Annotated in this window: 18 protein-coding genes; 5 read left to right on the plus strand and 13 right to left on the minus strand. The window is 70.3% G+C overall.

What is annotated here, in order from left to right; translation table 11 throughout:
* Window positions 1–12 precede the first annotated feature (12 nt).
* Entirely contained in the window at window positions 13–270 is a 258-nt protein-coding gene (locus ACWD3I_RS01275) for a hypothetical protein (RefSeq protein ID WP_365400383.1), read from the minus strand.
* 174 nt (window positions 271–444) lie between these two features.
* On the opposite strand from ACWD3I_RS01275, the gene ACWD3I_RS01280 reads away from it, so the two are divergent.
* The gene (locus ACWD3I_RS01280) at window positions 445–2,013 is read left to right on the plus strand and encodes a purple acid phosphatase family protein (protein ID WP_365400485.1); all 1,569 of its coding nucleotides are present in this window, start codon (window positions 445–447) and stop codon (window positions 2,011–2,013) included.
* Between the two features lie 38 nt (window positions 2,014–2,051).
* Here the strand turns inward: ACWD3I_RS01280 and ACWD3I_RS01285 are convergent, their stop codons facing one another.
* Both ACWD3I_RS01285 and ACWD3I_RS01290 read right to left on the minus strand, forming a co-directional pair.
* Window positions 2,052–2,945 (minus strand): DUF4429 domain-containing protein, encoded by an 894-nt coding sequence (locus tag ACWD3I_RS01285; protein ID WP_365400386.1) that lies wholly within the window; start codon window positions 2,943–2,945, stop codon window positions 2,052–2,054.
* Between the two features lie 44 nt (window positions 2,946–2,989).
* Window positions 2,990–4,504, minus strand: coding sequence for an RICIN domain-containing protein (locus ACWD3I_RS01290; RefSeq protein ID WP_365400389.1), 1,515 nt, complete (start codon window positions 4,502–4,504; stop codon window positions 2,990–2,992).
* 195 nt (window positions 4,505–4,699) lie between these two features.
* On the opposite strand from ACWD3I_RS01290, the gene ACWD3I_RS01295 reads away from it, so the two are divergent.
* Window positions 4,700–6,289: a beta-N-acetylhexosaminidase gene (locus tag ACWD3I_RS01295; protein ID WP_451084003.1), complete on the plus strand. Its 1,590-nt coding sequence runs from the start codon at window positions 4,700–4,702 to the stop codon at window positions 6,287–6,289.
* 125 nt (window positions 6,290–6,414) lie between these two features.
* Here the strand turns inward: ACWD3I_RS01295 and ACWD3I_RS01300 are convergent, their stop codons facing one another.
* The 6 genes from ACWD3I_RS01300 to ACWD3I_RS01325 form a co-directional block, all read right to left on the minus strand.
* Window positions 6,415–8,187 (minus strand): IucA/IucC family protein, encoded by a 1,773-nt coding sequence (locus tag ACWD3I_RS01300; RefSeq protein ID WP_365400395.1) that lies wholly within the window; start codon window positions 8,185–8,187, stop codon window positions 6,415–6,417.
* Entirely contained in the window at window positions 8,184–8,747 is a 564-nt protein-coding gene (locus ACWD3I_RS01305) for a GNAT family N-acetyltransferase (RefSeq protein WP_365400398.1), read from the minus strand. Before ACWD3I_RS01305 ends, ACWD3I_RS01300 begins: the two co-directional genes overlap by 4 nt.
* Window positions 8,744–10,021 (minus strand): lysine N(6)-hydroxylase/L-ornithine N(5)-oxygenase family protein, encoded by a 1,278-nt coding sequence (locus tag ACWD3I_RS01310; RefSeq protein ID WP_365400400.1) that lies wholly within the window; start codon window positions 10,019–10,021, stop codon window positions 8,744–8,746. The genes ACWD3I_RS01305 and ACWD3I_RS01310 overlap by 4 nt, the downstream gene beginning before the upstream one ends.
* Window positions 10,005–11,447 carry a lysine decarboxylase DesA gene (desA, locus tag ACWD3I_RS01315; RefSeq protein WP_365400403.1) on the minus strand — a complete coding sequence of 481 codons (1,443 nt, stop codon included), beginning with the start codon at window positions 11,445–11,447 and terminating at the stop codon, window positions 10,005–10,007. The genes ACWD3I_RS01310 and desA overlap by 17 nt, the downstream gene beginning before the upstream one ends.
* Window positions 11,448–11,673: 226 nt before the next feature.
* Window positions 11,674–12,534, minus strand: coding sequence for a siderophore-interacting protein (locus tag ACWD3I_RS01320; protein ID WP_365400406.1), 861 nt, complete (start codon window positions 12,532–12,534; stop codon window positions 11,674–11,676).
* A gap of 109 nt (window positions 12,535–12,643) precedes the next feature.
* On the minus strand, window positions 12,644–13,693 hold the full coding sequence (locus ACWD3I_RS01325; RefSeq protein WP_171145565.1) for an ABC transporter substrate-binding protein: 1,050 nt from the start codon (window positions 13,691–13,693) through the stop codon (window positions 12,644–12,646).
* A 273-nt stretch (window positions 13,694–13,966) separates the two neighbouring features.
* Here ACWD3I_RS01325 and ACWD3I_RS01330 point away from each other — a divergent pair, with 273 nt between their 5' ends.
* Complete coding sequence (locus tag ACWD3I_RS01330) at window positions 13,967–15,895, plus strand: glycosyltransferase family 2 protein (protein ID WP_365400409.1); 1,929 nt, start codon at window positions 13,967–13,969, stop codon at window positions 15,893–15,895.
* Window positions 15,896–15,932: 37 nt separating this feature from the next.
* Here the strand turns inward: ACWD3I_RS01330 and ACWD3I_RS01335 are convergent, their stop codons facing one another.
* The 4 genes from ACWD3I_RS01335 to ACWD3I_RS01350 are packed head-to-tail and all read right to left on the minus strand — an operon-like array spanning window position 15,933 to window position 21,587.
* The gene (locus ACWD3I_RS01335) at window positions 15,933–17,093 is read right to left on the minus strand and encodes an acyl-CoA dehydrogenase family protein (protein ID WP_365400412.1); all 1,161 of its coding nucleotides are present in this window, start codon (window positions 17,091–17,093) and stop codon (window positions 15,933–15,935) included.
* Window positions 17,094–17,098: 5 nt separating this feature from the next.
* Window positions 17,099–18,031 (minus strand): hydroxymethylglutaryl-CoA lyase, encoded by a 933-nt coding sequence (locus tag ACWD3I_RS01340; RefSeq protein WP_451084020.1) that lies wholly within the window; start codon window positions 18,029–18,031, stop codon window positions 17,099–17,101.
* 8 nt (window positions 18,032–18,039) lie between these two features.
* On the minus strand, window positions 18,040–19,956 hold the full coding sequence (locus ACWD3I_RS01345; RefSeq protein ID WP_365400418.1) for an acetyl/propionyl/methylcrotonyl-CoA carboxylase subunit alpha: 1,917 nt from the start codon (window positions 19,954–19,956) through the stop codon (window positions 18,040–18,042).
* 14 nt (window positions 19,957–19,970) lie between these two features.
* Entirely contained in the window at window positions 19,971–21,587 is a 1,617-nt protein-coding gene (locus ACWD3I_RS01350) for a carboxyl transferase domain-containing protein (RefSeq protein WP_365400421.1), read from the minus strand.
* Between the two features lie 86 nt (window positions 21,588–21,673).
* On the opposite strand from ACWD3I_RS01350, the gene ACWD3I_RS01355 reads away from it, so the two are divergent.
* Window positions 21,674–22,270 (plus strand): SACE_7040 family transcriptional regulator, encoded by a 597-nt coding sequence (locus tag ACWD3I_RS01355; RefSeq protein ID WP_361539276.1) that lies wholly within the window; start codon window positions 21,674–21,676, stop codon window positions 22,268–22,270.
* A gap of 275 nt (window positions 22,271–22,545) precedes the next feature.
* Window positions 22,546–24,021 carry a helix-turn-helix domain-containing protein gene (locus ACWD3I_RS01360; protein ID WP_365400424.1) on the plus strand — a complete coding sequence of 492 codons (1,476 nt, stop codon included), beginning with the start codon at window positions 22,546–22,548 and terminating at the stop codon, window positions 24,019–24,021.
* The last annotated feature ends 122 nt before the right edge of the window (window positions 24,022–24,143 follow it).

The following is a 24,143-nucleotide window of genomic DNA, read 5'->3' on the forward strand; positions in this document are numbered from 1 at the left end:
GACTCAGCCGTCTCAGCCGTAGACGATGCGGCGCAGCTGCCTGAGCGTAAGCTCCGGCGGCGCGACCGCCCGGTATTTCAGATCCGCCCCGACCCGTTCGAAGATCTGCGCGTTCACCAGGCCCTGGGCCTGGAGTTCGCGGTGGCGGCGACGGACGTAGTCCTCGGTCGTCTCGTCGAAGTAGGCGAGCACGTCCTGGATCACCCGCAGTGCCTCGCCCCGCTGGAGGGGCGTGGAGCGTGTCAGATGATCAACAAGTTCGTCGTGCACCCGGTAGATCCTGAAGGACGGGCACGGCTTTCGCAAGAATCCTGCCCGATTTCGGGCAGGAGGCTGTTCGGGCACTTAGAACACTTATGGGTTGCCCATGGGAGTCCGTTGGCCGGCTGTTCCCCGGGCCGATGTGTCCGACCAGCAGCTTGTGGAGCCATGGACATTCCTCGTATGGGCGTACCCGAGCAGCTCGCCGAGCGCATGAGCATGGCCGAGCAGCACGAGTACCTGCACGCCAGATTCTCCCGGCGCACGATGATCAGAGGCGGCGCCGTCACACTGGGCGCCGTCGCGGGCGGCGTGTTCGTGCCGGGCGCCACCGCACAGGCGACACCCCTGGCCACCCCTTCGGCCACGCCGCGCACCGAGACGGTCGACGGCTCCCTCGTCGCCCCCTTCGGCCGCCACCTCGCCTTCGGCGCCGACCCGCGCACCGAGCTCACCGTCTCCTGGCAGGTCCCGGTCGCTGTCAAGAAGCCCTTCCTCCGCATCGGCGTCCACCCCTGGGACCTCTCCCGCAAGATCGAGGCCGAGGTCCGCACGCTCTACACACCGGCCGGCGTCGGCGCGAGCGGCGACCACACGCAGTACTACGTGCACGCCGAGCTGAGCCGGCTCAAGCCCGGCAGGACGTACTACTACGGCGTCGGCCACCAGGGCTTCGACCCCGCCGAGCCGCACCTCCTGGGCACCCTCGGCACCTTCACCACCGCCCCCGCGCACAAGAAGCCGTTCACCTTCACCGCCTTCGGCGACGAGGGCGTCGGCTACCACGGCCTCGCCAACAACAGCCTGCTCCTCGGCCAGAACCCGGCCTTCCACCTCCACGCCGGCGACATCGCGTACGCCGACCCGGCGGGCCAGGGCAAGACCGCCGACACCGGCTTCGACTCGCGCGTGTGGGACCAGTTCCTGGCTCAGACCGAGTCCGTCGCCAAGTCCGTGCCGTGGATGCCGGCTTACGGCAACCACGACATGGAGGCCTGGTACTCGCCCAACGGCTACGGCGGCGAGGAGGCCCGCTGGAACCTCCCCGCCAACGGACCCGACGCCAAGAACCTCCCGGGCGTCTACTCCTTCGTCTACGGCAACACCGCGGTCATCTCGCTCGACGCCAACGACATCTCGTACGAGATCCCGGCCAACCTCGGCCTCTCCGGCGGCACCCAGACCACGTGGCTGGAGGCGCAGCTCAAGAAGTTCCGGGCGGCGCACGACATCGACTTCGTCGTGGTCTTCTTCCACCACTGCGCCTACTGCACCTCCACCGCGCACGCCTCGGAGGGGGGCGTGCGCCAGGAGTGGGTGCCGCTGTTCGAGAAGTACACGGTGGACCTGGTCATCAACGGCCACAACCACCAGTACGAGCGCACCGACGTCATCAAGGCGGGCGAGGTCGCCAAGAAGCTGCCGATCGGCGGCACGGCGTACCCCGAGAGCGAGGGCGTGGTGTACGTGACGGCGGGTGCGGCGGGCCGCAGCCTGTACGCGTTCAGCGCGGCGGAGTCCTACGAGGGGCATGAGAACGAGGTCGATTCCGTCGCCTCGTTCATCAACACCAAGGACGGCAAGCAGAACGAGACCGTCACCTGGTCCCGGGTGCGCTACCTCGACTACTCGTTCCTGCGGGTCGACGTCACGCCCGCGGCCAAGGGCCGGACGGCCACGCTGACGGTGCGCGGCATCGCCGAGACGGGCGAGGAGGTCGACCGCTTCACGGTGGCCCGCAAGGCCAAGTAGCCCCGAGGGGGCCGTGGAGCCCGAGGGGCCCGTGGGGATCACATCCGCTTGAGGACCGCCTGTTTGGCCAGCGTGAACTCCTCGTCCGTCAGCACACCCGTGCGGCGCAGCTCGCCGAGCTCGCGCAGACGGCGCAGGAGGGCGTCGTGGTCGTCCTCGGTGGACGCGACCGGAGCGGAGGGCAGTTCCGGTCGTCCCTCGCGTGTGTCCCGTACGTCCGTGGCGGCCGCCCTGGCCGGGTGAGGAAGCCGGGCCTGGACGGCCGCCGCGATCAGGGCCATCAGCGGGTCCTTCTTGAAACCCCACAGCTCCACCGAGTTGGGGTCGTACTTCGGGGGCGCCTTGGTGGGCGCGTTCCTCACGCTGAAGCGGAGACAGCCGTTCTCCAGGCCGACCGCCGGGTGCCACTCCACGGCGTCGAGGTCGGTGACGGCGAGGGTGCGGATGCCGGCGGCGGCCTTGGCGTCCTCCGTCTTCCAGTTCCACTCCAGCCGGACCCGCTCGCCGTCGAAGCCGGCGGTGCCGTCCCCGGCGGACACGGACAGCGGGACGGCCGGGCCCGGCAGCAGATACTCGGCGACCGGCGCGGACGGGACCTGGTCGAGCAGCAGGGCGTTCCTGACCTCGTCCACGAAGTACTCGGCGACGCCGTAGCGGTCGGACTCCACGAACAGCTGGTACGGGTCGTTGGGCTCGGTCAGCCGGCCGCCGGTGGCGTGCAGCAGCGGGTCGGCGCCGTCGCGCAGCCGTAACCTGAGCCGCCCGGCCTTGCGGCCCTGCTCGAACGAGACGCCCGCCAACGCGCCCAGCGGGACGACCAGTTCACCCAAGGTCTTGCGGAACAGGCTGACGTTCTTGTCGCGCCCCGGGGTCAGCCGCAGGGCGTCGCCGTCGAAGGTCCAGGTGCCGTCCTTCTGGATGATTTCCGCCATGGGTAAAGTCTGGCATTCCAGACCCGGTTGCCCAGTGCCCGGGCTCAGTTGCCCAGCGCCTTCGCCAGCCCGTCGTCGAGGACGAAGCGGATCGCCTTGGCGGCGCCGGTGGCCGACAGCATCCTCACCTCGCCCGAGCGCACCCCCACCGCGATCCGTGGGTTCTCCTGGCAGACCACCGTGAAGGTGCCGTCGGTGCGGGCCCTGAGCAGGAACGCCTGGTCCTCCGGGTAGGGGGCGTCGTCGCCCTGCCGGTAGGCGCAGGGGCGGAGTTGCATGGGGTCGCCCTGGATGCGGTCGCCGGCGATGTCGAGACAGAACCCCGAGGCGGCGTGCACCAGGGCGTAGGCGCTCTTCCCGGTGGCGACGACCCGCCACCGCTGGGTCTCGCCGGTCGCGCAGACGGTGGGCTCGGGGACGTTGTCCGGGGACTCGCCGGCGTCGGCCGTGAGGCAGCGTCCGCTGCCGGTGTTCTCCAGTACGACGGTGGCGAGGGCGCCGTCCGCGGTGGCGGACGGGGTCGGAACCGGGGAGGGGGCGGCCGTCACGGTGGGGGAGACGGCGCTCGCCGCCTGGGCCGGTTCCTCCTCGCCCGTCCAGTTCAGGACGCCGGTGGTGGCCGCGGCGGTGAGGACGACCGCCACCGCCACGGCGAACACGGGCCGGCGACGGCGGGGCTTCCGCGGGAGGGGAGCCGCGGTCTCGGGCCCAGGGTCGGGCGCGGGGGCGGTGGCGCTCCGGGCCGGGCCGGCCGCCTGGTCCCGTGCCGGCTCCGCCCGGCCGTCCGGCCGGGCCCCTCCCGCCTCCCGGTAGGCGGGACCGCCCCACACCAGGATCTGGTCGACGAGCATGGCGCGCAGCTCCTCGGGGCCGCCCGCGGTGAGCGCCCGCAGCAGCGCGAAGTCGTGCGTGCACAACTTGCAGGTGTCCAGGTGCTGTTGGAGGTCGTCGGGGATGTCGCGGTGGGTGCCGCGGGTCATCGCGCCGAGCATGGTGCCGTAGTGCACACACCGGGCCTCGGCGGTGCGCTCGGCCCGCAGCCGCAGGAACGCGTCGGCCAGGCGGCCCTTCGCCGTCTCCGCCATGGACGCGGCGAACTCCTCGGACGTGCCCAGGGCTTGGGCGGCAGCGGCCGTGTCGTGCTCGGCCAGACAGAGCCAGAGGGCGGTCTGCGGCTGTTCGGCGAGCTCCCGGAAGGCGGCCAGGAGCAGCGAGCTGTGCTCGACCCGCCGCAGTGTGTCCGTGGGGCCGAAGCTGTCGGTCGCGCGCCGGGCCCAGGACCGGAACCCCGGGCGCACCCGCCCGGCCCGTTCGTCGCGGACCCAGGCGTCGGCGGTCCGCCGTACGCCGGTCAGCAGGGCGAGGCGGCCGACGGGCGTCTGCTGTCGCGCCGCGCGGGAGAGGACCTCGGCGGCCAGTTCGGCGGCGGCCTGCTGCTTACCGCAGAACGCGCCCGCGTAGGCGCGCACCGCTGTGACGTCCTCCGGGGGGATCGCCGGTGCGATCCCCGGTGCGAGGGTGGGGGCGGTGCTGTCTTGCTGTGCGATGTGCTCGGACATCTTCGTCTCTCCCGATGGAGCGGGCACGGCAAGGTGTGGACCGTAGTGGTACTCCCTGTGACGGACCTGTGTGCCTGTGTGACCAGCGGGGCAGAGGGGTGGACTCCCGTGCCACCGCCACCGCAGAGTGGTCTCTACCAATTTCAGGGCTGGAGGGAGCTAGATGTGAGACCGCACCACAGACCGACTCCCCGTGTGACCCGACTGCTCGGCTCGCTGCTGCTGGTCGCGGCGGCCGGTTCCTTCGCCGTGGGGGCGACCCCCGCGCCGCCTTCGGAGTCCGAGGCCGGCACACGGCGGCTCGGTGAGGTCGTTCCGGCGCCCGCCTCGGTCGAGCCGGGCGGATCGCCGTACCGCATCACCCGCGCCACCCGCATCCGCGTCGACGACTCCCGTGCGGTCCGCCGTATCGGCGAGTACGTCGCGGACGTCCTGCGCCCCTCGACGGGCTATCCGCTGCCGGTCACCTCCCGGGGCAAGGGAGGCATCCAACTGCGCCTGGCCAAGGGGCCGTTCGGAGCCGAGGGCTACCGCCTCGACAGTGGTGCCAAGGGTGTCACCATCACCGCCGCCCAGCCCGCGGGCCTCTTCCACGGCGTCCAGACCCTGCGCCAGCTCCTGCCGGCCGCCGTCGAGAAGGACTCGGTGCAGCCGGGCCCGTGGCTGGTCGCCGGCGGCACGATCAAGGACACCCCGCGCTACGGCTGGCGCGGCGCGATGCTGGACGTGTCCCGGCACTTCTTCACCGTCGACCAGGTCAAGCGGTACGTCGACCAACTCGCCCTGTACAAGGTCAACAAGCTGCATCTGCACCTGAGCGACGACCAGGGCTGGCGGATCGCCTTCGACTCCTGGCCGCGCCTCGCCTCGTACGGCGGCTCCACACAGGTCGGTGGCGGCCCCGGCGGCCACTACACCAAGGCCGACTACCAGGAGATCGTCCGGTACGCCGCCTCCCGCTATCTGGAGGTCGTCCCCGAGATCGACATGCCGGGCCACACCAACGCGGCCCTCGCCTCCTACGCCGAGCTCAACTGCGACGGCGTGGCGCCGCCGTTGTACACCGGCACCGAGGTCGGCTTCAGCTCGTTGTGTGTGTCGAAGGAGATCACGTACGACTTCGTGGACGACGTGATCCGGGAGCTCGCCGCGCTCACGCCGGGCCGGTATCTGCACATCGGCGGGGACGAGGCGCACTCCACGAGTCACGAGGACTATGTGAAGTTCATGGACCGGGTGCAGCCGGTCGTCGCCAAGTACGGGAAAACCGTGGTGGGTTGGCATCAGCTGACCGGGGCGACGCCCGCGAAGGGGGCGGTGGCTCAGTACTGGGGGCTCGATGACACGAGTGCCGAGGAGAAGGAGCGGGTCGCGGCGGCCGCGCGCAACGGGACCGGGATCGTGCTGTCGCCCGCCGACCGGATCTACCTCGACATGAAGTACACGGCGGACACTCCGCTGGGGCTGGACTGGGCCGGTCTGGTCGAGGTCAAGCGGTCGTACGACTGGGATCCCGGCACCTACCTTCCGGGCGTGCCCGCGTCGGCGATCCGCGGGGTCGAGGCGCCGATGTGGACGGAGACGCTCACGAAGTCCGCGGACATCGAGTACATGGCCTTCCCGAGGCTGGCGGGCGCCGCGGAGCTGGGGTGGTCGCCGGCGGCCACGCACGACTGGGACCGGTACAAGGTGCGGCTCGCGGCGCAGGGGGAGCGGTGGGAGGCACTGGGGATCAGCTACTACCGGTCGCCGCAGGTGCCCTGGCGCTCCGCTGAGAGCCGGTGATTGATCTGCGGGCCGGTGGGGGCTGGTCGCGCAGTTCCCCGCGCCCCTGAAGGGGCGCGACAGGCCACCGGACATGCGGACGGGCGCCCGGGGGACCGTACCCCGGGCGCCCGCCTGTCTCTGGGTCAGAACCCGGCGATCGGGTTCTTCAGGTTGCCGACGAGTTGCAGCGCGCCCGCCGGGTCGGCCAGGTCCACCATCTGCTCGTTGTTGCGCAGCTGGAGCCGGTTGAGGCAGGACAGCGCGAACTCCGGGGCGAACATGTCGTACTGCCGGAACTTGTCGGCGAGTTCGGGCAGTGAGGCCTGGTACTCGCGGGTGATGTCCGCGACCGTCCGCCAGAAGTCGTCCTCCTCCACGATTCCCTCGGCGGCGAGGTTCGCGGCGAGGAAGCGGAAGAAGCAGTCGAAGACGTCCGTGAAGATCGAGAGGAGCTTCTTCTCCTCCGGCACGTCCACGCGCAGTCGCTCGACCGTCGGCGGCAGCACCGCGTCGACGTCCATGACCGCGATCTCCTCGGCGATGTCCTTGTAGATCGCGCGCTCCACGGCGCCGTCCTTCAGGACGAGGATCACGTTCTCGCCGTGCGGCATGTAGACCAGGTCGTAGGCGTAGAAGCTGTGCAGCAGCGGGGTGAAGTACGCCGTCAGATAGCGGCGCAGCCACTCCGTGGGCGCCAGGCCCGACTGCTCGATCAGGGCGCCGGCGAAGGACTTCCCCTCGTGGTCGACGTGGACGAGGGAGGCCATCGTCGCCAGCGACTCGCCGTCCCGGAGGGAAGCCACCGGGCTCTCCCGCCACAGTGCCGCCAGCATCTTGCGGTACGGCGAGTAGCGGTCGGTCGCCGCCTCGTACTCCAGGTGCCGGTAGCCGACGGCCGCGCGCTCGCGGATGATCGACAGGCCCGTCGACTTCAACACCGGGTCGTTGTCGATGAGTTGGGCGAGCCAGTCGTTGATCGCCGGGGTCGCCTCCATGTACGCGGCCGAGAGTCCGCGCATGAAGCCCATGTTGATGACGGACAGGGCCGTCTTCACGTAGTGCTTCTCGGGGTGCGACTTGTTGAAGAAGGTCCGGATGGACTGCTGGGCCAGGTACTCGTCGTCGCCCTCGCCCAGGCAGACCAGGTGCCGGCGGGCGATCTCGGCGGCGAAGGTGACGGAGAGCTTGTTCCACCACTGCCAGGGGTGGACGGGGATGAAGAGGTAGTCGGCCGGGTCGAGGCCGTCGGCGGTGAGCTTCTCGTGGAAGCGTTCGACCGTCTTCGCGCCCAACTCGTCCCGTACGAAAGCCTCGTACTCGATGCCGACGCCCGCCGTGAAGGCCGCCCGGGAGCGGTGCGCGGCCAGCCACACCAGGCGGACCGGGCTCGCCGTCTCCGGGGCGTACGACAGGTACTCGTGGATGCCGAAGCCGAGCCGTCCGTTGTTGGCGACGAAGCAGGGGTGGCCCTCGGTCATGCCGGTCTCGATGGCCTGGAAGTCCGAGCGCACGAGCTCGGCGACCGGGAGCTGCGGCTTGGTGAGCTTGTAGCAGGTACCGGAGAGGGTGGAGGAGATCTCCTCCAGGTAGACCGGCAGGATCGCCTCGCTCAGGCCGAGCGCCTTCTTCAGCTCGATGAAGAAGTCCAGCGCGGCGAGGGGGCGGTCGACGCCGTCTCGGTGACGGGAGATCGAGTCGGCGTCGACCTGCCAGTGGTCGAGGGCGCGGCGCGTGGCGGTGAACCCGTAGCGGGTCAGACCGTCGTCGCTGCGGACCTCGAAGCGGCCGTCGGCGGTGGCCTCCGGCGTGATGAGCCGCTCGTGGGCGAACTCGGCGAGGGCTTTGCGGATGAGGAGGCGGTTGGCCTGCTCCCAGCGCTCGGGGGAGAGGTGGGCGACCGAGTCGGCGAGCGTCATGCCGTCACCGCCGTCGCCGCGAGGCTGTGCTGGATCTTGAAGAATTGCTCGCGTGTGCAGAAGCTCAGCAACGCCATTTTCTCCGGCTTCCGGATCTCGCGCTCGGGCACAAAACCGACGGCCTCGTTGAGGGCGTGGACGGCCTTGTTGGAGACGTCCGGCTCGACGACGACCCGTTCCACAGCGGGGTCCTCGAAGAGGTGCGCCATGACGGCCGTGATGACGGACCGCGTGAAGCCGTGCACGGGGGTGTCGGTCGCGGGAGTCAGGAAGTGCATGCCGACATCGCCCGGCCGCGGGTCGTACAGGCCGACCAGTTCGCGGTGGGCGGGGTCGTACCTCTCCATGAGGAAGGCGGGGACGCCGTACGCGTCGAGGCCCAGCAGCGCGTGGTGGTGCTCGTCGGCGGCTATCTCCATGTACGCGCGCTCGACGTCCTCCAGTTTCGCGTCCTGCATCATCCAGAACGCGGCCTTGGGGTGGGTGACCCAGCCGTGCAGCAGCTCGGCGTCCTTGAGCGGGTCGAGCGGGCGGAAGGCGAAGGTGTGGGGGGTGGTCATACGGAGAACTCCTGGAACGCGATGGTCTTCTCGACCGGGTAGTACTCGGTGCCGAGCAGCTCACGGATGATGTAGGCGTTGCGGTACGCACCCATGCCCAGGTCGGGCGAGGTGATGCTGTGGGTGTGCACACCGGCGTTCTGCAGGAAGACGCCGCGGCCCGTGGTGTCGATCGAGTAGTTGCGGGCGACGTCGAAGTTGCCCTGTGTGTCGTAGCGCAGCCGGTCCTTGACGGGGGTCAGGAACTCCGGCTCGGCGTACTTGTAGCCGGTGGCCAGGACCAGGCCCTGCGTCTGGAGGTCGTAGTCCTTCTCCTGCTCCTCCTGGCGGAAGGAGAGGGTGTACGTGCCGTTCTCGTACTCCGCGCTGTTCAGCGAGGAATTGGTGAGCAGCCGTGTGGGGACGGGCCCGCCGAGGTTCTTCTGGTAGAGCAGGTCGAAGATCTCGTTGATGAGATCGCCGTCGATGCCCTTGAACAGGCCCTTCTGCTGGGCCGTGAGCCGGTAGCGGGTGGCCTCCGGCAGCTCGCGGTAGTAGTCGATGTACTCCGGGGAGGTCATCTCCAGCGTGAGCTTGGTGTATTCGAGGGGGAAGAAGCGGGGGGAGCGTGTCACCCAGTTCAGCCGGTAGCCGTACACGTCGATCTCGGCGAGGAGGTCGTAGTAGATCTCGGCGGCGGACTGGCCGGAGCCGATGATCGTGATCGAGTCCTTCTTCTGGAGCTCCGCCTTGTTCTGCATGTAGCGGGAGTTGTGGAAGAAGTCGCCGCCGAGGCCCTGGACGGCCTGCGGGTAGTGCGGGGAGGTGCCGGTGCCGAGGACGAGGTGGCGGGCGCGGTAGACGTCGCCGGCCTCGGTCGTCACGACGTACAGGTCGTCCACGTACCGGACGTCCGTCACCGTCGTGCTGAAGCGCACGCTGCTCAGCTTGTTCGCGGCCCAGCGGCAGTAGTCGTCGTACTCGACGCGCAGCGGGTAGAAGTTCTCGCGGATGTAGAACGAGTACAGCCGGCCTTTCTCCTTCAGGTAGTTCAGGAAGGAGTACGGCGAGGTCGGGTCCGCCAGCGTCACCAGGTCCGACATGAACGGCGTCTGGAGGTGGGCACCTTCGAGGAACATGCCGGCGTGCCACTCGAAGTCGGGCTTCGACTCCAGGAAGACACCGTCGAGTTCGTCGACGGGCTCGGTCAGACAGGCGAGGCCGAGGTTGAACGGGCCGAGCCCGATGCCCACGAAGTCATGGGTTCTTGTCGGGTTTTCAGGACGCGCGGTCAAGGGACTCTCCCAGGTACTGCTCGGCGTGGCCGGCTATCAGGTCGAGGACGGCGGCGATGTCGTCGGTCGTCGTCTCGGGGTTGAGCAGGGTGAACTTCAGGTAGTGGCGGCCCTGGACCTTGGTGCCCGCGACCACCGCGTCGCCGGAGGCGAACAGGGCCTTGCGGGCGTACAGGTTGGCGCGGTCGATCTCGGCCGGGTCGGTCACGGCGGCGGGGATGTAGCGGAAGACGAGGGTGGAGAGCGTGGGCTCGACGACCACGTCGTAGCGCGGGTCGGCGGCGAGGAGCTGCCAGCCCTCGACGGCCAGGTCGCAGACCTCGTCGAAGAGCTGCCCGATGCCGTCGGCGCCCATCACCCGCAGGGTCATCCACAGCTTGAGGGCGTCGAAGCGACGGGTGGTCTGCAGGGACTTGTCGACCTGGTTGGGGATGCGCTCGGTGACCATACGGCGGGGGTTCAGATACTCCGCGTGGTAGGTCGCGTGGCGCAGGGTGGCCGCGTCCCGGACCAGCACGGCGGACGAACTCACCGGCTGGAAGAAGGACTTGTGGTAGTCGACGGTGACCGAGTCGGCGCGCTCGATGCCGTCGATGCGGCCGCGGTGCTTCACCGAGGCGAGCAGTCCGCAGCCGTAGGCGGCGTCGACGTGCATCCAGGTGTTGTACTGCTCGCACAGCTCGGCGATCTCGGGCAGCGGGTCGATGGAGCCGAAGTCGGTGGTGCCGGCGGTGGCGACGACGGCCATGGGGACGAGGCCGTCCGCCTTGCAGCGCTCCAGCTCGTGGGCGAGCGCGACGGTCTGCAGGCGCTTGTTCTGGTCGACCGGGACGGTGACCACGGCGTCCTGGTCGAGGCCCAGCAGTTTCGCGGACTTCTTCACGCTGAAGTGGCTGACCTCGGAGGCGAAGATACGCAGTTTCGCGAAGGAGTCGGTCTTGGCCTCCTCGCGGGCGAGGAGCAGGGCCTGGAGGTTGGACTGGGAGCCGCCGGAGGTGAAGACACCGTCGGCGTTCGGGCCGAGGCCGATCCGCGCGTTCGTCCAGTCGATCAGTTTGCGCTCGATGAGGGTGCCGCCGGCCGACTGGTCCCAGGTGTCCAGGGAAGAGTTGACCGCGGAGAGGATCGCCTCGCCGAGCACCGCCGGTATGACGACCGGGCAGTTGAGGTGGGCGAGGTAGCGCGGGTGGTGGAAGTAGACCGCGTCGCGGAGGTAGACGTCCTCCAGCTCGTCGAGGGCCGCGGCGGTGTCGAGCAGCGGCTTGTCGAGGTCGATCGCGTCGATCGTCGGGGCGAGGGCGTCGACGGTGACACCTGTGAACGGACGTTCGGTGGCGGCGAGTTTGGCTGCCACCCGCTCTACTCCTTCGGTCACGGAGCGGCGGTACTGCTCCGCGGTCGTGTCATTGAGCAGGTGCGAGCGCATGGTGGGGGTCCTCCGGGGGAGCAGTCCGTGCGGGTCGGACGGGGGTGGGGACGCGATCTTCGATCTCGCTTCGCGTTACTTAGGTTAGCCTAACCTAAGTAACTCAAGGTAAACGCGGCATCAGCCGTGACTACGGTCACTCCGGCCGCAGTCGGCCCTGCCGGCACAGCAGTCACCGCCGTACGCAGGGGAGTTGGGCGTACAGCGGTGGGTGTCGCTCGGTGGGTCACTCCGCGGCGCGGAGCTGCTCCTCGGTCAGTCCCTGACGCCAGTAGCCGACGAAGGTGACGCTGCGGCGGTCGATGCCCCGCTCGCCCACGAAGTGCCGGCGCAGCGCCTTGATGTGGCTGGACTCGCCGGCGATCCAGACGTACGGGCGCTCGGCAGGCGGGAGTTGGGCGTCGCGAATGGCGCCGAGGGCCATGGGGGAGCTCTCGGCGCCAAGCTCCTGGTGGTCCCGCACGAGCCAGGTGACCTCGGCGTCGGCCTCGGTCACCAGATCCTGGATGTCCCCGGCGTGCTGCACCTCCAGCCAGACCCGGGCACGGGTTCCGGCGGGCAGCGACTCGACGATCGCCGAGGCGGCGGGTACGGCGGTCTCGTCACCCCAGATGACGACCAGGTCGGTGTCCTCGGCGGGCCGGAACCGGATCGCCCGGTTGTCGGCGACGGCGGGGCCGAGCAGCAGGACGCGGTCCCCGGCGGCGGCACGGGAGGCCCAGCGGGAGGCGGGGCCGGCCGGGGTGGCGGCGTCGGGCTCCACGCCGTGCAGGACGAAGTCGATGTCGATCTCGTCGGGGTCGCGCCTCAACTGGCGAAGTGTGTACGACCGCATCACGGCCCGTACGTCATCGGGGAGTTCTCGCCACGCCTGCCACCAGCCGTCACCGAGCTCGATCGGCACCGCGGGCTCGATCTGTCCCGGGTGCGGCAGGAACAACGACAGTGACTGGTCGCACCCGTTGGAGTAGAACTCCCGCAACTCGTCCCCGGCGAAGGTGACCCGGACCAGCGACGGCCCGAGTGACCGCGTTCTCACGACCTGGAGGCTGAAGAAACGGAACGGGGCGGCAACGGCGGTGGTCATGGGTGCGCTCCTGATCAGGGGGCGAGGTTGACGTCTTTCAGGGGCGCGGGGAACTGCGCGACCAGCCGCAACCGGCCCGCAGCTCACCCACTACATCAAGCCCCGTTTTTCAGCTGACCTTCTTCGCGTTCTCAAGAGCCTCGGCGAGGGTCTCGAGCAGCGGCGTGACCTTGTCGTACGACAGGATCGGCTCGGGCGAACGGGAGATGACCTGCCCCGCCTTCACGGCGGGCAGCTTCTTCCACGTGGCCTCGGTGATGTCGGCCGGCTGGATCGTCGCGGACCGGTCGTCCATCATGATGATGTCGGCCTTGTACTTGTCGACGTTCTCCCAGCTCAGGCTCTCGTACCAGCCGCCACCCTTCGCCTTGGCCTTCTCCGAGGGCTCGACGAAGTTCACGCCGAGGGCCTTGAAGTACTCCAGGTCGATGGAGAGGTTGGTGCCGGAGACGTAGAAGATGTCCTGGCTGGCGGAACCGGCCAGCACCTTGATCTCGGGCTTCGCCTTCGCGGCGGCGCGCAGCCGGGTGGCCGCGGCCTCGAACTTCTTCTTGGCGTCGGTGACCGAGGCGGCCGTCATGTCGGCGCCCAGCGACTCCGCGAGCTCCCACACGCGCTGGAGCGGCTCGGTGATCTGGCGGTCGTAGACGGAGATGCCGACGCTCGGGGCGAGCTTGGCGATCTTGTCAGCGGAGGCCGCGGGGACGTACCAGAGGGTGCCGGCGTCGTCGAACATCGTGGTGATGAGGACGTCCGGGGCGAGGGCGGCGTACTTCTCGACGTTGAACTGGTCCCACACGTTGCCGAGGATCTCGACCTTGGAGATGTCCATGTCGCCGGCCTGCACGTCGGCCTTGCCGTCGGTGGTCTTGGTCGGGCCGAAGACGCCCTTGACCGAGATGCCGTAGTCGTACAGCGCGGCGGCGACACCGGTGAACGCGACGATGTTCGCGGGGATCTTGTCGAGCTTCACCTCGGTGCCACGGTCGTCCTTGAACGTCCAGGGGCCGGACTTCTTCGCGGCGGTCGTCTCCGTGTCAGAGCCACCGCTTTTCGCGTCGTCGTCGCCGCAGGCTGCGAGCACGGCACCGAGGCCGAGGGCGCCGCCCGCGGCGAGGATGCCGCGGCGGGTGAGGTGAGTGGCTCTGGCGTTGGACATGTGTGTGGCTGCTTTCGAACGGGGCGGATCGCCCGCCGGACAAGTTCGAATGTAGGTTAGCCTAACCTCAGATCTTGTCCAGGGGTCGGGCCCCTTCGATCGGAAGCTGTGAGGGTCCTGTGGCGTGGACTGTCGGGGTCCGTGCGACCCAACTCCCTTGAAATCAATGCCTGTTGTGCGGCTTTGACTCCTGGTCAGGAGATGCCGGAGGCGCCGCCGCTCCCGGGCCCCACCGTCCACGGACCGAACCTCGATCCGCAGTAAAGTCCGGGGATGCTGAGAACCAAGGTCAGCGTCATCGTCCCGGTCTACAACACCGGGAAATACCTCGACGAGTGCGCGCCCTCGCTGCTGGGACAGAGCCTCCCCGCCGATGAGTACGAGGTCATCTACGTCGACGACGGTTCGACGGACGACACCCTGGGCCGACTGGAGAAGATCGCGGCCGCCCATCCGAACGTTCAGGTGCACACCCGGCCGAACTCGGGATGGCCGGGGGCCCCGCGCAACCACGGCATACGGCATGCCAAGGGTGAGTACATCCAGTTCGTCGACCACGACGACACGCTCGGGCCCGAGGCCCTGGAGCGGCTGTACGAGCACGCGAAGCGGAACGACGCCGACGTGGTGATCGGCAAGATGTCCAGCACGATAGTGCGACCCAGGCGGCTGTTCCGGCACACGGTGGACGCCTGCACGATCGAGAACGACGAGCTCATGCAGAGCATGTCGCCGCACAAGATGTTCCGGCGGGCCTTCGCTGAGGAGCACGGGCTGCGGTTCCCCGAGGGGCCTTGGATTCTGGAGGACCTTCTCTTCGTCAGCGCCGCCTATCTCAAGGCGGAGCGGATCTCGGTCCTCGCCGACTACCCCTCCTACTACTGGATGAAGCGGGACGACGGCGGCAACAACACCCAGCACCGGTTCAACCCCCGGCACGGATTCTGGTCCAACTGCCGCACCGTCGTCCGTCAGATCAAGGACGGGACCACCCCCTCCGGCGACATCGACGCCCTCCAGAACCGGCTGCTGCACCGCCTCTACCACATCGAGATCCTCTCCAGGGCCCGTGAGCCCGAGATCCTGCGCGAGGACCCGGCCGAGCAGCGGCAGCGGTTCGAGGCGGCCCGGGAACTCGCGCTGGCGGAGTTTCCGGCGGCCGTGCGGGAAGGCCTGCCCGCCGTGTCCCGGCTGCGGGCCGAGCTGCTCGAGGGCGGTGACTTCGCCGGGGCGCAGGCCCTCGCCGAGCGGATCCGCGACATCAGGGCCCGCAGCCGCGTCGGTGCACTGCGGTGGGAGGACGGCCGCCTCGTCGGCGACGTCACGCTCGACCTGCTGCGCGGCGACGGCGAGCCGCTCGTCCTCGTCGCGCGGGACGGCAAGCAGTGGCTGGACCCCGCGCTGCTGGACGGCGTCCCGGGAACTCAGGACGGCCGGGAGGTCCGTGACCCCTTCCGGCTGGCGTACGCGGAGCTGGTCGTCAAGGACCGGGACCGTGAGGACTGGTGGTACCCGGAGGGCGAACTGGAGGTGCGGCTGAGGCCGCTCGGAGAGGGGCGGTCCCGGCTTGTCGCGTCCGGGCGGCTGTGCCTCGACCCGGAGCGGCTGGCCGGTGGCCGGCCGCTGCAACGCGGGGTCCACGACGTGTGGGCGTACGTCCAGCTGCTGGGCGTCGAGCGGATACTGCGCGTCACCGGGGACGGCGAGCCGGGCGTCCCGGCCGTGGGGCCGGCGTTGACCGGCGGGCGGCTGTCCCTGCCGTACTGGACGGTCAAGGGGCAGCTCGCCCTCGACGTGGACCAGCGTCAGCGCCGGCTCGGTCCCGACACGGCAGACCTCGTCGCCGCGAACCCCGCGCGCGCGCGGCGGTCGCTCGGACTGCCGTACATGGCGGCGGTGCCCGGCGCCCCGCTGCCCGTCGAGGTCACCGTGTCCACCCTGACGATCGTGGCCGAACTGCTTCCCGGCGCCGACGGAACGGCACGGCTGCGCCTGCCCGCAAGCCTCGGGAAGCTCCCCGACGGACGCCACCCGGTCACCCTCCCGAAGGCGGCCACCCCGGTCGCGTACGCCGAGGTCCGCGACGGCGCCCTGCTGCGGCTGGAGGGCCCGGCCCACGAGGCCGGCAGGGGCCGCCGGTTCCTGGACGCGGTCGGCGACAACCGTCAGGTCCGGCGGGTGCGGCGGCGCCTGGGCGGGTAGGGCGATGCCGACCCGCCCTCGGCGGGTCGGCCCGCGCTCAGCCCACCAGCCCCAACTCCCGCGCGATCAGCATGCGCTGCACCTCGCTCGTGCCCTCCCCGATCTCCAGGATCTTGGAGTCCCGCCACATGCGGGCCACCGGGTATTCGTTCATGAAGCCATAGCCGCCATGGACCTGAGTGGCGTCCCGGGCGTTGTCCACCGCGATCGTCGACGAGTAGAGCTTCGCGAGGGCCGCCTCCTTCTTGAAGGGCTCGCCCGAGACCAGGCGGGAGGCCGCGTCGCGCCAGGTGAGGCGGGCCGTGTGGGCCTTCATCTCCATGTCGGCGATCTTGAACTGGATGGCCTGGTTCGCACCGATCGGCCGGCCGAAGGCGTGCCGCTCCTTCGCGTACTTCACCGACTCGTCCACACAGCCCTGCGCCAGCCCCGTCGCCAGCGCCGCGATCGCGATGCGGCCCTCGTCGAGGATGCGCAGGAACTGGGCGTACCCACGGCCCTGTTCGCCCAGAAGGTTCGCCGCGGGGACCCGGACGTCCGCGAAGGACAGCTCGCGGGTGTCCGAGGCGTTCCAGCCGACCTTGGAGTAGGGGGCCGCCACCGTGAAGCCGGGGGTGCCCGACGGGACGATGATCGAGGAGATCAGCGGCTTGCCGTCCGGCTTGCGGCCCGTCACCGCCGTCACGGTCACCAGACCCGTGATGTCCGTGCCCGAGTTGGTGATGAAGCACTTCGTGCCGTTGATCACCCACTCGTCCGTCTCCGGGTCCAGCCGGGCCGTCGTCCGCGTCGCCCCCGCGTCACTGCCGCCGTCCGGCTCCGTCAGGCCGAACGCGCCCAGGATCTCGCCGGAGCAGAGCCGGGGGAGCCACTCCCGCTTCTGTGCCTCGGTTCCGTAGAGGTGGAGCGGCATGGCGCCCAGCGACACCCCCGCCTCCAGGGTGATGGCGACCGAGGAGTCGACCCGGGCCAGTTCCTCCAACACCACGCCCAGCGCCAGGTAGTCGCCGCCCATGCCGCCGTACTCCTCCGGGAAGGGCAGGCCGAACAGGCCCATGCGGCCCATCTCGCGGACGATCTCGTACGGGAACTCGTGGTGCTCGTAGTACTCGCCGATCTTCGGCGCCACGACGTCGTGCGCGAACGCCTCGACCGTGCGGCGGAGTTCTTCGAGTTCGGGGGAGAGTCGGTGGTCCATCGCGGTCACTGCTCCTTGTGGGACAGGGCTCGTACGGTGCGGGACGGGCTGGGTCGGCCCAGTTGTTCGGCCATCCAGACGCTGGTGGCGACGAGACGGTCGAGGTCGACTCCGGTGTCGATGCCGAGTCCGCGCAGCATCCACACGAGGTCTTCGGTGGCGAGATTGCCGGTGGCGGACTTGGCGTACGGGCAGCCGCCGAGGCCGCCCGCGGAGGCGTCGACCGTGGTGACGCCGTGCTGGAGGGCGGCGTAGGTGTTGGCGAGGGCCTGGCCGTAGGTGTCGTGGAAGTGCACGCCCAGGAGCTCCACGGGGACACCGTGGCCGGTCAGTTCGGTCAGCAGGGCCCGGACGTGGCCCGGCGTCGCCACGCCGATCGTGTCGCCCAGGCTCAGCTCGTCGCAGCCCATGTCCAGCAGCGTCCGGCAGACGTCCACCACCTGCGGGACGGGGACCGGGCCCTCCCACGGGTCGCCGAAGCACATCGACAGATAGCCGCGGACATGGACGCCGGCCTCCTTCGCCCGCGTCACCACCGGCGCGAACATCGACAGCGCCGCGTCCATCGTGCGGTTGAGGTTGGCCTTGGCGAAGGACTCGCTGGCGCTCGCGAAGACGGCGACGCGGGTCGCCTTCAGTGCCAGGGCGCGGTCCAGGCCGCGTTCGTTCGGCACCAGGACCGGGAGGTCCACCGGAAGGTCGGCGATCTGCGGGAACAGCTCCTCCGCGTCGGCCAGTTGGGGCACCCACTTCGGGTGGACGAAGCTGGTGGCCTCGATCGTCGTCAGGCCCGCGTCGGCGAGGCGGCGGACGAACTCCGCCTTGACCCGCGTCGGGACGGTGCCCTTCTCGTTCTGCAGGCCGTCGCGCGCGCCGACCTCGTGGATACGGACCCGGGTGGGCAGGCCCTTCTCCGGTACGGCCATGGGCAGTGCCAGGGAGTGTGTCATTCCGCCGCCTCCTCGTGAGGTGCGATCACTGCGAGCACCTGGTCCATGGCGACCGTCGAGCCCGGTGCCACGTCCAGTTCGGCGACCGTGCCCGCGTGCGGGGCGGAGATGACGTGCTCCATCTTCATCGCCTCCACCACCAGCAGGCTCTGTCCCGCGGTCACTTCGTCCCCCACGGCGACCTTCACCACCGTCACCGTCCCCGGCATGGGCGCGGTGAGCGAGTCGGCGCCCGCGTGCGCGGACCCGGTGAGCGAGGCGGCCACCGGGTCGTGGTCGCGCACGTGCCAGGCGTCGCCGTCGCGGCCCACCCAGTCGGCGGCCCGGTGGAAGGTGTGGCGTACGCCGTCGAGGGTGACGCAGACCCGGTCCTCCGTGACGGTGGCGGTGCCGCGCGGGGCGTACTCCACCGGGTCCTGCACCCGCAGGTGGAAACCGACGGGCTTCGGGGTCCCGCCCAGGCGCCAGCCGCTCGGCACCGAGAACGGGTCCGTCCAGCCGTCGCCCCGCGGGCGCAGCGCGTCCAGCCGTACCGCCGCCGCCGCCTCGTACACCTCCTCCGGCACGTCGACCGCGACGAGCCCCGCCACCTCCCGCTCCACCAACCCGGTGTCCAACTCGCCCGCCACGACCGCCGGATGGCCCAGCAGCCGCCGCAGGAACCCGGCGTTCGTCTGCACGCCCAGCGTGACGGTCCCGGCGAGGGCGGCCCGGAGCTTGCGGATCGCGGTCGCGCGGTCGGGGCCGTACGCGATCACCTTGCTCAGCATCGGGTCGTACAGGCTGCCGACCTCGGTGCCCTCGCTGAGCCCGGAGTCGGTGCGGACGCCGTCGCCCTGGGGCTCGGACAGCCTGAGGACCGTGCCGCCGGAGGGGAGGAACCCGCGGGAGGGGTCCTCCGCGCAGATGCGTGCCTCGATGGCGTGCCCGGTGAGCGTGATGTCGTCCTGCTCGTAGGGGAGTGGTTCGCCCGCCGCGACCCGCAGCTGCCACTCCACCAGGTCGAGGCCGGTGATGAGCTCCGTCACCGGGTGTTCCACCTGGAGGCGGGTGTTCATCTCCATGAAGTAGTACGACGAGGGATCGCCGCCCGGCACGATGAACTCCACCGTGCCGGCGCCCCGGTAGCCGCAGGAGCGGGCCGCCTGGACCGCCGCCTCGCCCATCGCGGCGCGGGTCTTGTCGTCCAGGAGGACGGAGGGCGCCTCCTCGATGATCTTCTGGTGGCGGCGCTGGAGGGAGCACTCGCGTTCGCCGAGGTGTACCACGTTGCCGTGGCCGTCCGCCAGGACCTGGATCTCGATGTGCCGGGGCCGGTCGACCCAGCGCTCGACCAGGAGGGTGTCGTCGCCGAAGGAGGTGCGGGCCTCGCGGCGGGCGGCGGCGATCTCGTCGTCCAGGAGGTCGAGGTCCCGGACCAGGCGCATGCCCTTGCCGCCACCGCCGGCGGAGGGCTTCAGCAGGACCGGGGCGCCCAGGGCGCGGGCGGCTTCCGACAGTTCGGGGTCACGGCCGCCGGGGACCACGGGGACGCCCGCCGCCTCGACCGTCTCCTTGGCGCGGATCTTGTCGCCCATGAGGGCGATGGCGTCGGCGGGCGGCCCGATGAAGACCAGCCCCGCGTCGGCGCAGGCGCGCGCGAAGGCGGCGTTCTCCGCGAGGAAGCCGTACCCGGGGTGCACGGCCTGGGCGCCGGTCCGGGCGGCCGCCTCCAGCAGCCGCTCGACGGAGAGATAGCTCTCGGACGCCGGGGCCGGACCGATCCGTACGGCGGTGTCGGCCTCCCGGACGTGCCGGGCGTCGGCGTCCGCGTCGGAGAAGACGGCGACGCTGCGCACCCCCATCGAGCGCAGGGTGCGGATGACGCGGACCGCGATCTCGCCCCGGTTGGCGACAAGCACTGTGTCGAACATCGTCTTGAAGTCCCTCACATCCGGAAGACGCCGAACTGGGGGTCACCCAGCGGCGCGTTGGCGCAGGCGGTCAGGGCCAGTCCCAGCACCTGACGGGTCTCCAGGGGATCGATGACCCCGTCGTCCCACAGGCGGGCCGTCGCGTAGTAAGCGTTCCCCTGACGCTCGTACTGCGCACGGATCGGGTCCTTGAAGGTCTCTTCCTCCGCGGCGGCCCATTCCTCGCCGCGCGCCTCCAGCTGGTCCCGCTTGACGGTCGCGAGGACCGAGGCGGCCTGCTCGCCGCCCATGACCGAGATCTTGGCGTTGGGCCACATCCACAGGAAGCGGGGGGAGTAGGCCCGGCCGCACATGGAGTAGTTCCCGGCGCCGTACGACCCGCCGACGACGACGGTCAGCTTGGGCACGCGCGTGCAGGCGACGGCCGTGACCATCTTGGCGCCGTGCTTGGCGATGCCGCCCGCCTCGTAGTCCTTGCCGACCATGAAGCCGGAGATGTTCTGGAGGAAGAGCAGCGGGATGCCGCGCTGGTCGCACAGCTCGATGAAGTGGGCGCCCTTCTGGGCGGACTCGGAGAAGAGGATGCCGTTGTTGGCGACGATGCCGACCGGGTGGCCGTGGATCCGGGCGAAGCCGGTGACCAGGGTCTGGCCGAACTCGGCCTTGAACTCCGAGAAGCGGGAGCCGTCGGCGACGCGGGCGATGATCTCGCGGACGTCGTAGGGGGTGCGGGAGTCGACGGGGACGGCGCCGTACAGCCCGTACGGGTCGGCCTTGGGTTCCTCCGCCGGCTCCACGGACCAGGGCGTCGGGCCCCGCGGGGGCAGGGTCGCGGCGATGTTCCGCACGATGCGCAGGGCGTGGGCGTCGTCCTCGGCGAGGTGGTCGGTGACACCGGAGATCCGGGAGTGCACCTCGCCGCCGCCCAGCTCCTCGGCGGTGACCACCTCACCGGTGGCGGCCTTCACCAGCGGAGGTCCGCCGAGGAAGATCGTCCCCTGGTTCCGGACGATGACCGCCTCGTCGCTCATGGCGGGCACGTACGCCCCGCCGGCGGTGCAGGACCCGAGGACGGCGGCGATCTGCGGAATGCCCGCCCCGGACATCCGGGCCTGGTTGAAGAAGATCCGCCCGAAGTGCTCACGGTCCGGGAAGACCTCGTCCTGCATCGGCAGGAAGGCACCCCCGGAGTCCACGAGATAGAGACAGGGTAGCCGGTTCTCGAGGGCGACCTCCTGGGCCCGCAGATGCTTCTTCACGGTCATCGGGTAGTACGTGCCGCCCTTGACGGTCGCGTCATTGGCGACGATCACGCACTCGCGCCCGCTGACCCGCCCGATCCCGGCGATGACACCGGCGGCCGGGGCCTGGCCCTCGTACATCCCGTCGGCGGCGAGGGGGGCGAGCTCCAGGAAGGGGGAACCGGGATCGAGGAGGTGGTCGACCCGGTCCCGGGGCAGCAGCTTGCCGCGCGCGGTGTGCCGGGCCCGTGCCTTCTCGCCGCCGCCGAGCCGGGCGGCGGCGAGCTTGTCGCGCAGCTCCTCGACGAGCTTTCGGTGGCCCCGCTCATTGGCCCGCCAGGCCTCCGACGCGGGGTCCGCCGCGCTGTGCAGCTCCGGTGCCTGATGCATCCCGCGATCCCCTCACCTTGTTAATGAGCGTTAACGAATGCCCTTCAGGTTAACGAGCGCTAACCTCCCTGTCTAGAATTGCTTCCATGGCCACCAGAACCGACGCCCCCACCCGCCGCGAGCAGATCCTCAAGGAAGCCGCTCGACTCTTTGCCGAGCGTGGCTTCCACGGCGTCGGCGTGGACGAGATAGGCGCCGCGGTCGGCATCAGCGGACCCGGGCTGTACCGCCACTTCGCGGGCAAGGACGCGATGCTCGCCGAGCTGCTGGTGGGGATCAGCGAGCAGCTGCTCAGGGGCGCGAGGCACCGGCTGGCGGAGGTCGACGGGGGCTCGGCGGAGGACGTCCTCGACTCGCTGGTCGAGGGCCACATCGACTTCGCCCTGGACGACCGGCCCCTGATCACGCTCCACGACCGGGAGCTGGACCGGCTGAGGGACAGCGACCGCAAGCTCGTACGCCAGCTTCAGCGGCAGTACGTCGAGCTGTGGGTGGAGGTGGTGCGCGAGGTGTACCCGGTCCTGACGGAACCCACGGCCCGCTCGGCGGTGCACTCGGTGTTCGGTCTGCTGAACTCGACCCCGCACCTCGGCCGCCCGGGGTCCCTGCCGGGCCGCGGTGCCACGGCCGAGCTGCTGCATCGCATGGCCCGGGGGGCGTTCGCGGCGGCGGGGACGGAGTGACCCGCCGTGCGGGGGGCGATGGGTGGCTCGCCCTCCGCACGGCGGGTCAGGTCGTCGCGTGAACGGCCACGACCCGGTCGGTGAAGCAGAGCCGGACCGGCATCCCCTCCCTGTCGGCCCGGTGCGATCATGGTGCCGAGTCGGCCGCCCCGATGGCCAGGGGGAGCACGTCCCGTCTCGGCGTGGGACATCCGTCACACCGATGACCAGGAATGACGCAGACGTGTCGGGACAAGCCTGGGAGGGTGGAGGAGGCCGTCACGGGGGTGGGTGCCATGAGCGGACGGGAGTTGGCCGCCGCGCTGCGAGCCCTGAAGGACCGCAGCGGGCTCAGCTACCGGGTACTGGGACAGCGGATCTTCATCAGCGGCTCCACCCTGCACCGGTACTGCACCGGCCTGGGGGTGCCGGGGGACTACGACATCGTCCTGCGGTTCGCCAAGGAGTGCGGGGCGGGGCCGGCCGAGCTCAACGACCTGCTGCGGTACTGGGAGGCAGTGACGGGGCAGGGGGCGGATTCCGGTCTCCCCGCGGCCGCGTCCGCCGCGCCTGTCGCGTCCGCCGCGTTCGCCGTGCCGGCCGGGGCGGAGAGCTGGGCCCAGGCGCCGTTGCCGGTCGCCCCCGAGATGTTCGGTGTGACGATGAACAGTTTCAGCGGGGTCATGCCGTCGTTCCGGGTGGGCGCGGTGCGGTTGTGGGACAGCGAGACCCGCTGGTCCCAACTGGAGCCCGCGCGGGGCGTGTTCGACTTCTCCACCCTCGACCGGCTGCTCGACGGCGCCGAACGGCAGGGCCTGCCGGTGACCTTCGTCTTCGGCGGTACGCCCGGCTGGGCCGCCCCGAACGGCCGCAAGGCCGCGTACCGGGAGGACTGCCGGGCCGCCCCGCCGGACGACCTGGCCGACTGGGACGCCTTCGTCCAGGCGGTGGTGCGGCACGCGGGTCACCGTATCGACGCGTACGAGCCGTGGATCACGGCCAATCACGGGCACCACTACAACGGCAGCGTGGAGACGCTCGTCGAGATGACGCGGCGCGCGAGCCGCATCATCCGGCGGCACCGCCCGGACGCGACCGTGGTCTGTCCCTCGGTCACCGATCTGTGGGACGACGCGTCGCACGCGTACCTGCTCCGCTTCGCCGAGGCGGGCGCGTACCAGTACTGCGACGCGGCGGCCGTCAACCTCTTCCAGCGCGGCGTCACCGATCCGCCGGAGACCATGCTGGAGATCGTCCGGAAGGTCGAACGGACCTTCCAGCTCGCGGGGTACCACCTGCCGCTGTGGAGCACGGGGACCACGCAGATGATCCAGCTGAACGACCCGCTGGACCCGGACACCGCGGCGAACCACGCGGTCCGCTTCTATCTGACGGGGCTGTACTCCAGGATCGTGGAGCGGATGTACTTCTACGCCTGGGGGAACAGCAAGATCCCTCTTGTCGTCCAGGCCGAGGGCCAGGCCCCCACCAAGGCCGGCCGCCATGTCGAGCGGCTCCAGCGGTGGCTCGCCCACGCCGAGATCCGTTCCTGCGGTCGCGGCCCGGAGATCGGGCTGCCCGAGAACGTCTGGCAGTGCGAGGCCCTGACCCCCGGTCCCGTCCGCATCCGCTGGACCCTTTCCGGCGCCGCGGACGTCCCGGCGGGCGCGGGCGCGTACCGAGTCGAGCACCTCGACGGCACCGCCCGCGAGACCGCCCCCGAGGACGCCGTACGGATCACCGAAGAGCCGCTGCTCGTCCGGTACCGCTGAGACGGCGTGACGAGCGTTACGGGGGTGCGCCTCTGGCGCCTCTCGCTACCGGCCGGTACGGTTGGATATGAGCAAGCGCTTAGCCAAGGGTGGGCCGCAGCCATCAATCGAGCAACCCCCAC

The sequence above is a fragment of the Streptomyces sp. NPDC002817 genome, from assembly GCF_053592055.1.

Excerpts from the sequence above, each read along its gene's own strand:
- ACWD3I_RS01335 (WP_365400412.1), bottom strand. The coding sequence starts at position 17,093 with ATGGACCACCGACTCTCCCCCGAACTCGAAGAACTCCGCCGCACGGTC.
- ACWD3I_RS01285 (WP_365400386.1), bottom strand. The coding sequence starts at position 2,945 with ATGGCGGAAATCATCCAGAAGGACGGCACCTGGACCTTCGACGGCGAC.
- ACWD3I_RS01300 (WP_365400395.1), bottom strand. The coding sequence starts at position 8,187 with ATGACGCTCGCCGACTCGGTCGCCCACCTCTCCCCCGAGCGCTGGGAG.
- ACWD3I_RS01345 (WP_365400418.1), bottom strand. The coding sequence starts at position 19,956 with ATGTTCGACACAGTGCTTGTCGCCAACCGGGGCGAGATCGCGGTCCGC.
- ACWD3I_RS01360 (WP_365400424.1), top strand. The coding sequence starts at position 22,546 with ATGAGCGGACGGGAGTTGGCCGCCGCGCTGCGAGCCCTGAAGGACCGC.
- ACWD3I_RS01325 (WP_171145565.1), bottom strand. The coding sequence starts at position 13,693 with ATGTCCAACGCCAGAGCCACTCACCTCACCCGCCGCGGCATCCTCGCC.
- ACWD3I_RS01290 (WP_365400389.1), bottom strand. The coding sequence starts at position 4,504 with ATGTCCGAGCACATCGCACAGCAAGACAGCACCGCCCCCACCCTCGCA.
- ACWD3I_RS01330 (WP_365400409.1), top strand. The coding sequence starts at position 13,967 with ATGCTGAGAACCAAGGTCAGCGTCATCGTCCCGGTCTACAACACCGGG.
- ACWD3I_RS01280 (WP_365400485.1), top strand. The coding sequence starts at position 445 with ATGGGCGTACCCGAGCAGCTCGCCGAGCGCATGAGCATGGCCGAGCAG.
- ACWD3I_RS01305 (WP_365400398.1), bottom strand. The coding sequence starts at position 8,747 with ATGACCACCCCCCACACCTTCGCCTTCCGCCCGCTCGACCCGCTCAAG.
- desA (WP_365400403.1), bottom strand. The coding sequence starts at position 11,447 with ATGCGCTCGCACCTGCTCAATGACACGACCGCGGAGCAGTACCGCCGC.
- ACWD3I_RS01350 (WP_365400421.1), bottom strand. The coding sequence starts at position 21,587 with ATGCATCAGGCACCGGAGCTGCACAGCGCGGCGGACCCCGCGTCGGAG.
- ACWD3I_RS01355 (WP_361539276.1), top strand. The coding sequence starts at position 21,674 with ATGGCCACCAGAACCGACGCCCCCACCCGCCGCGAGCAGATCCTCAAG.
- ACWD3I_RS01320 (WP_365400406.1), bottom strand. The coding sequence starts at position 12,534 with ATGACCACCGCCGTTGCCGCCCCGTTCCGTTTCTTCAGCCTCCAGGTC.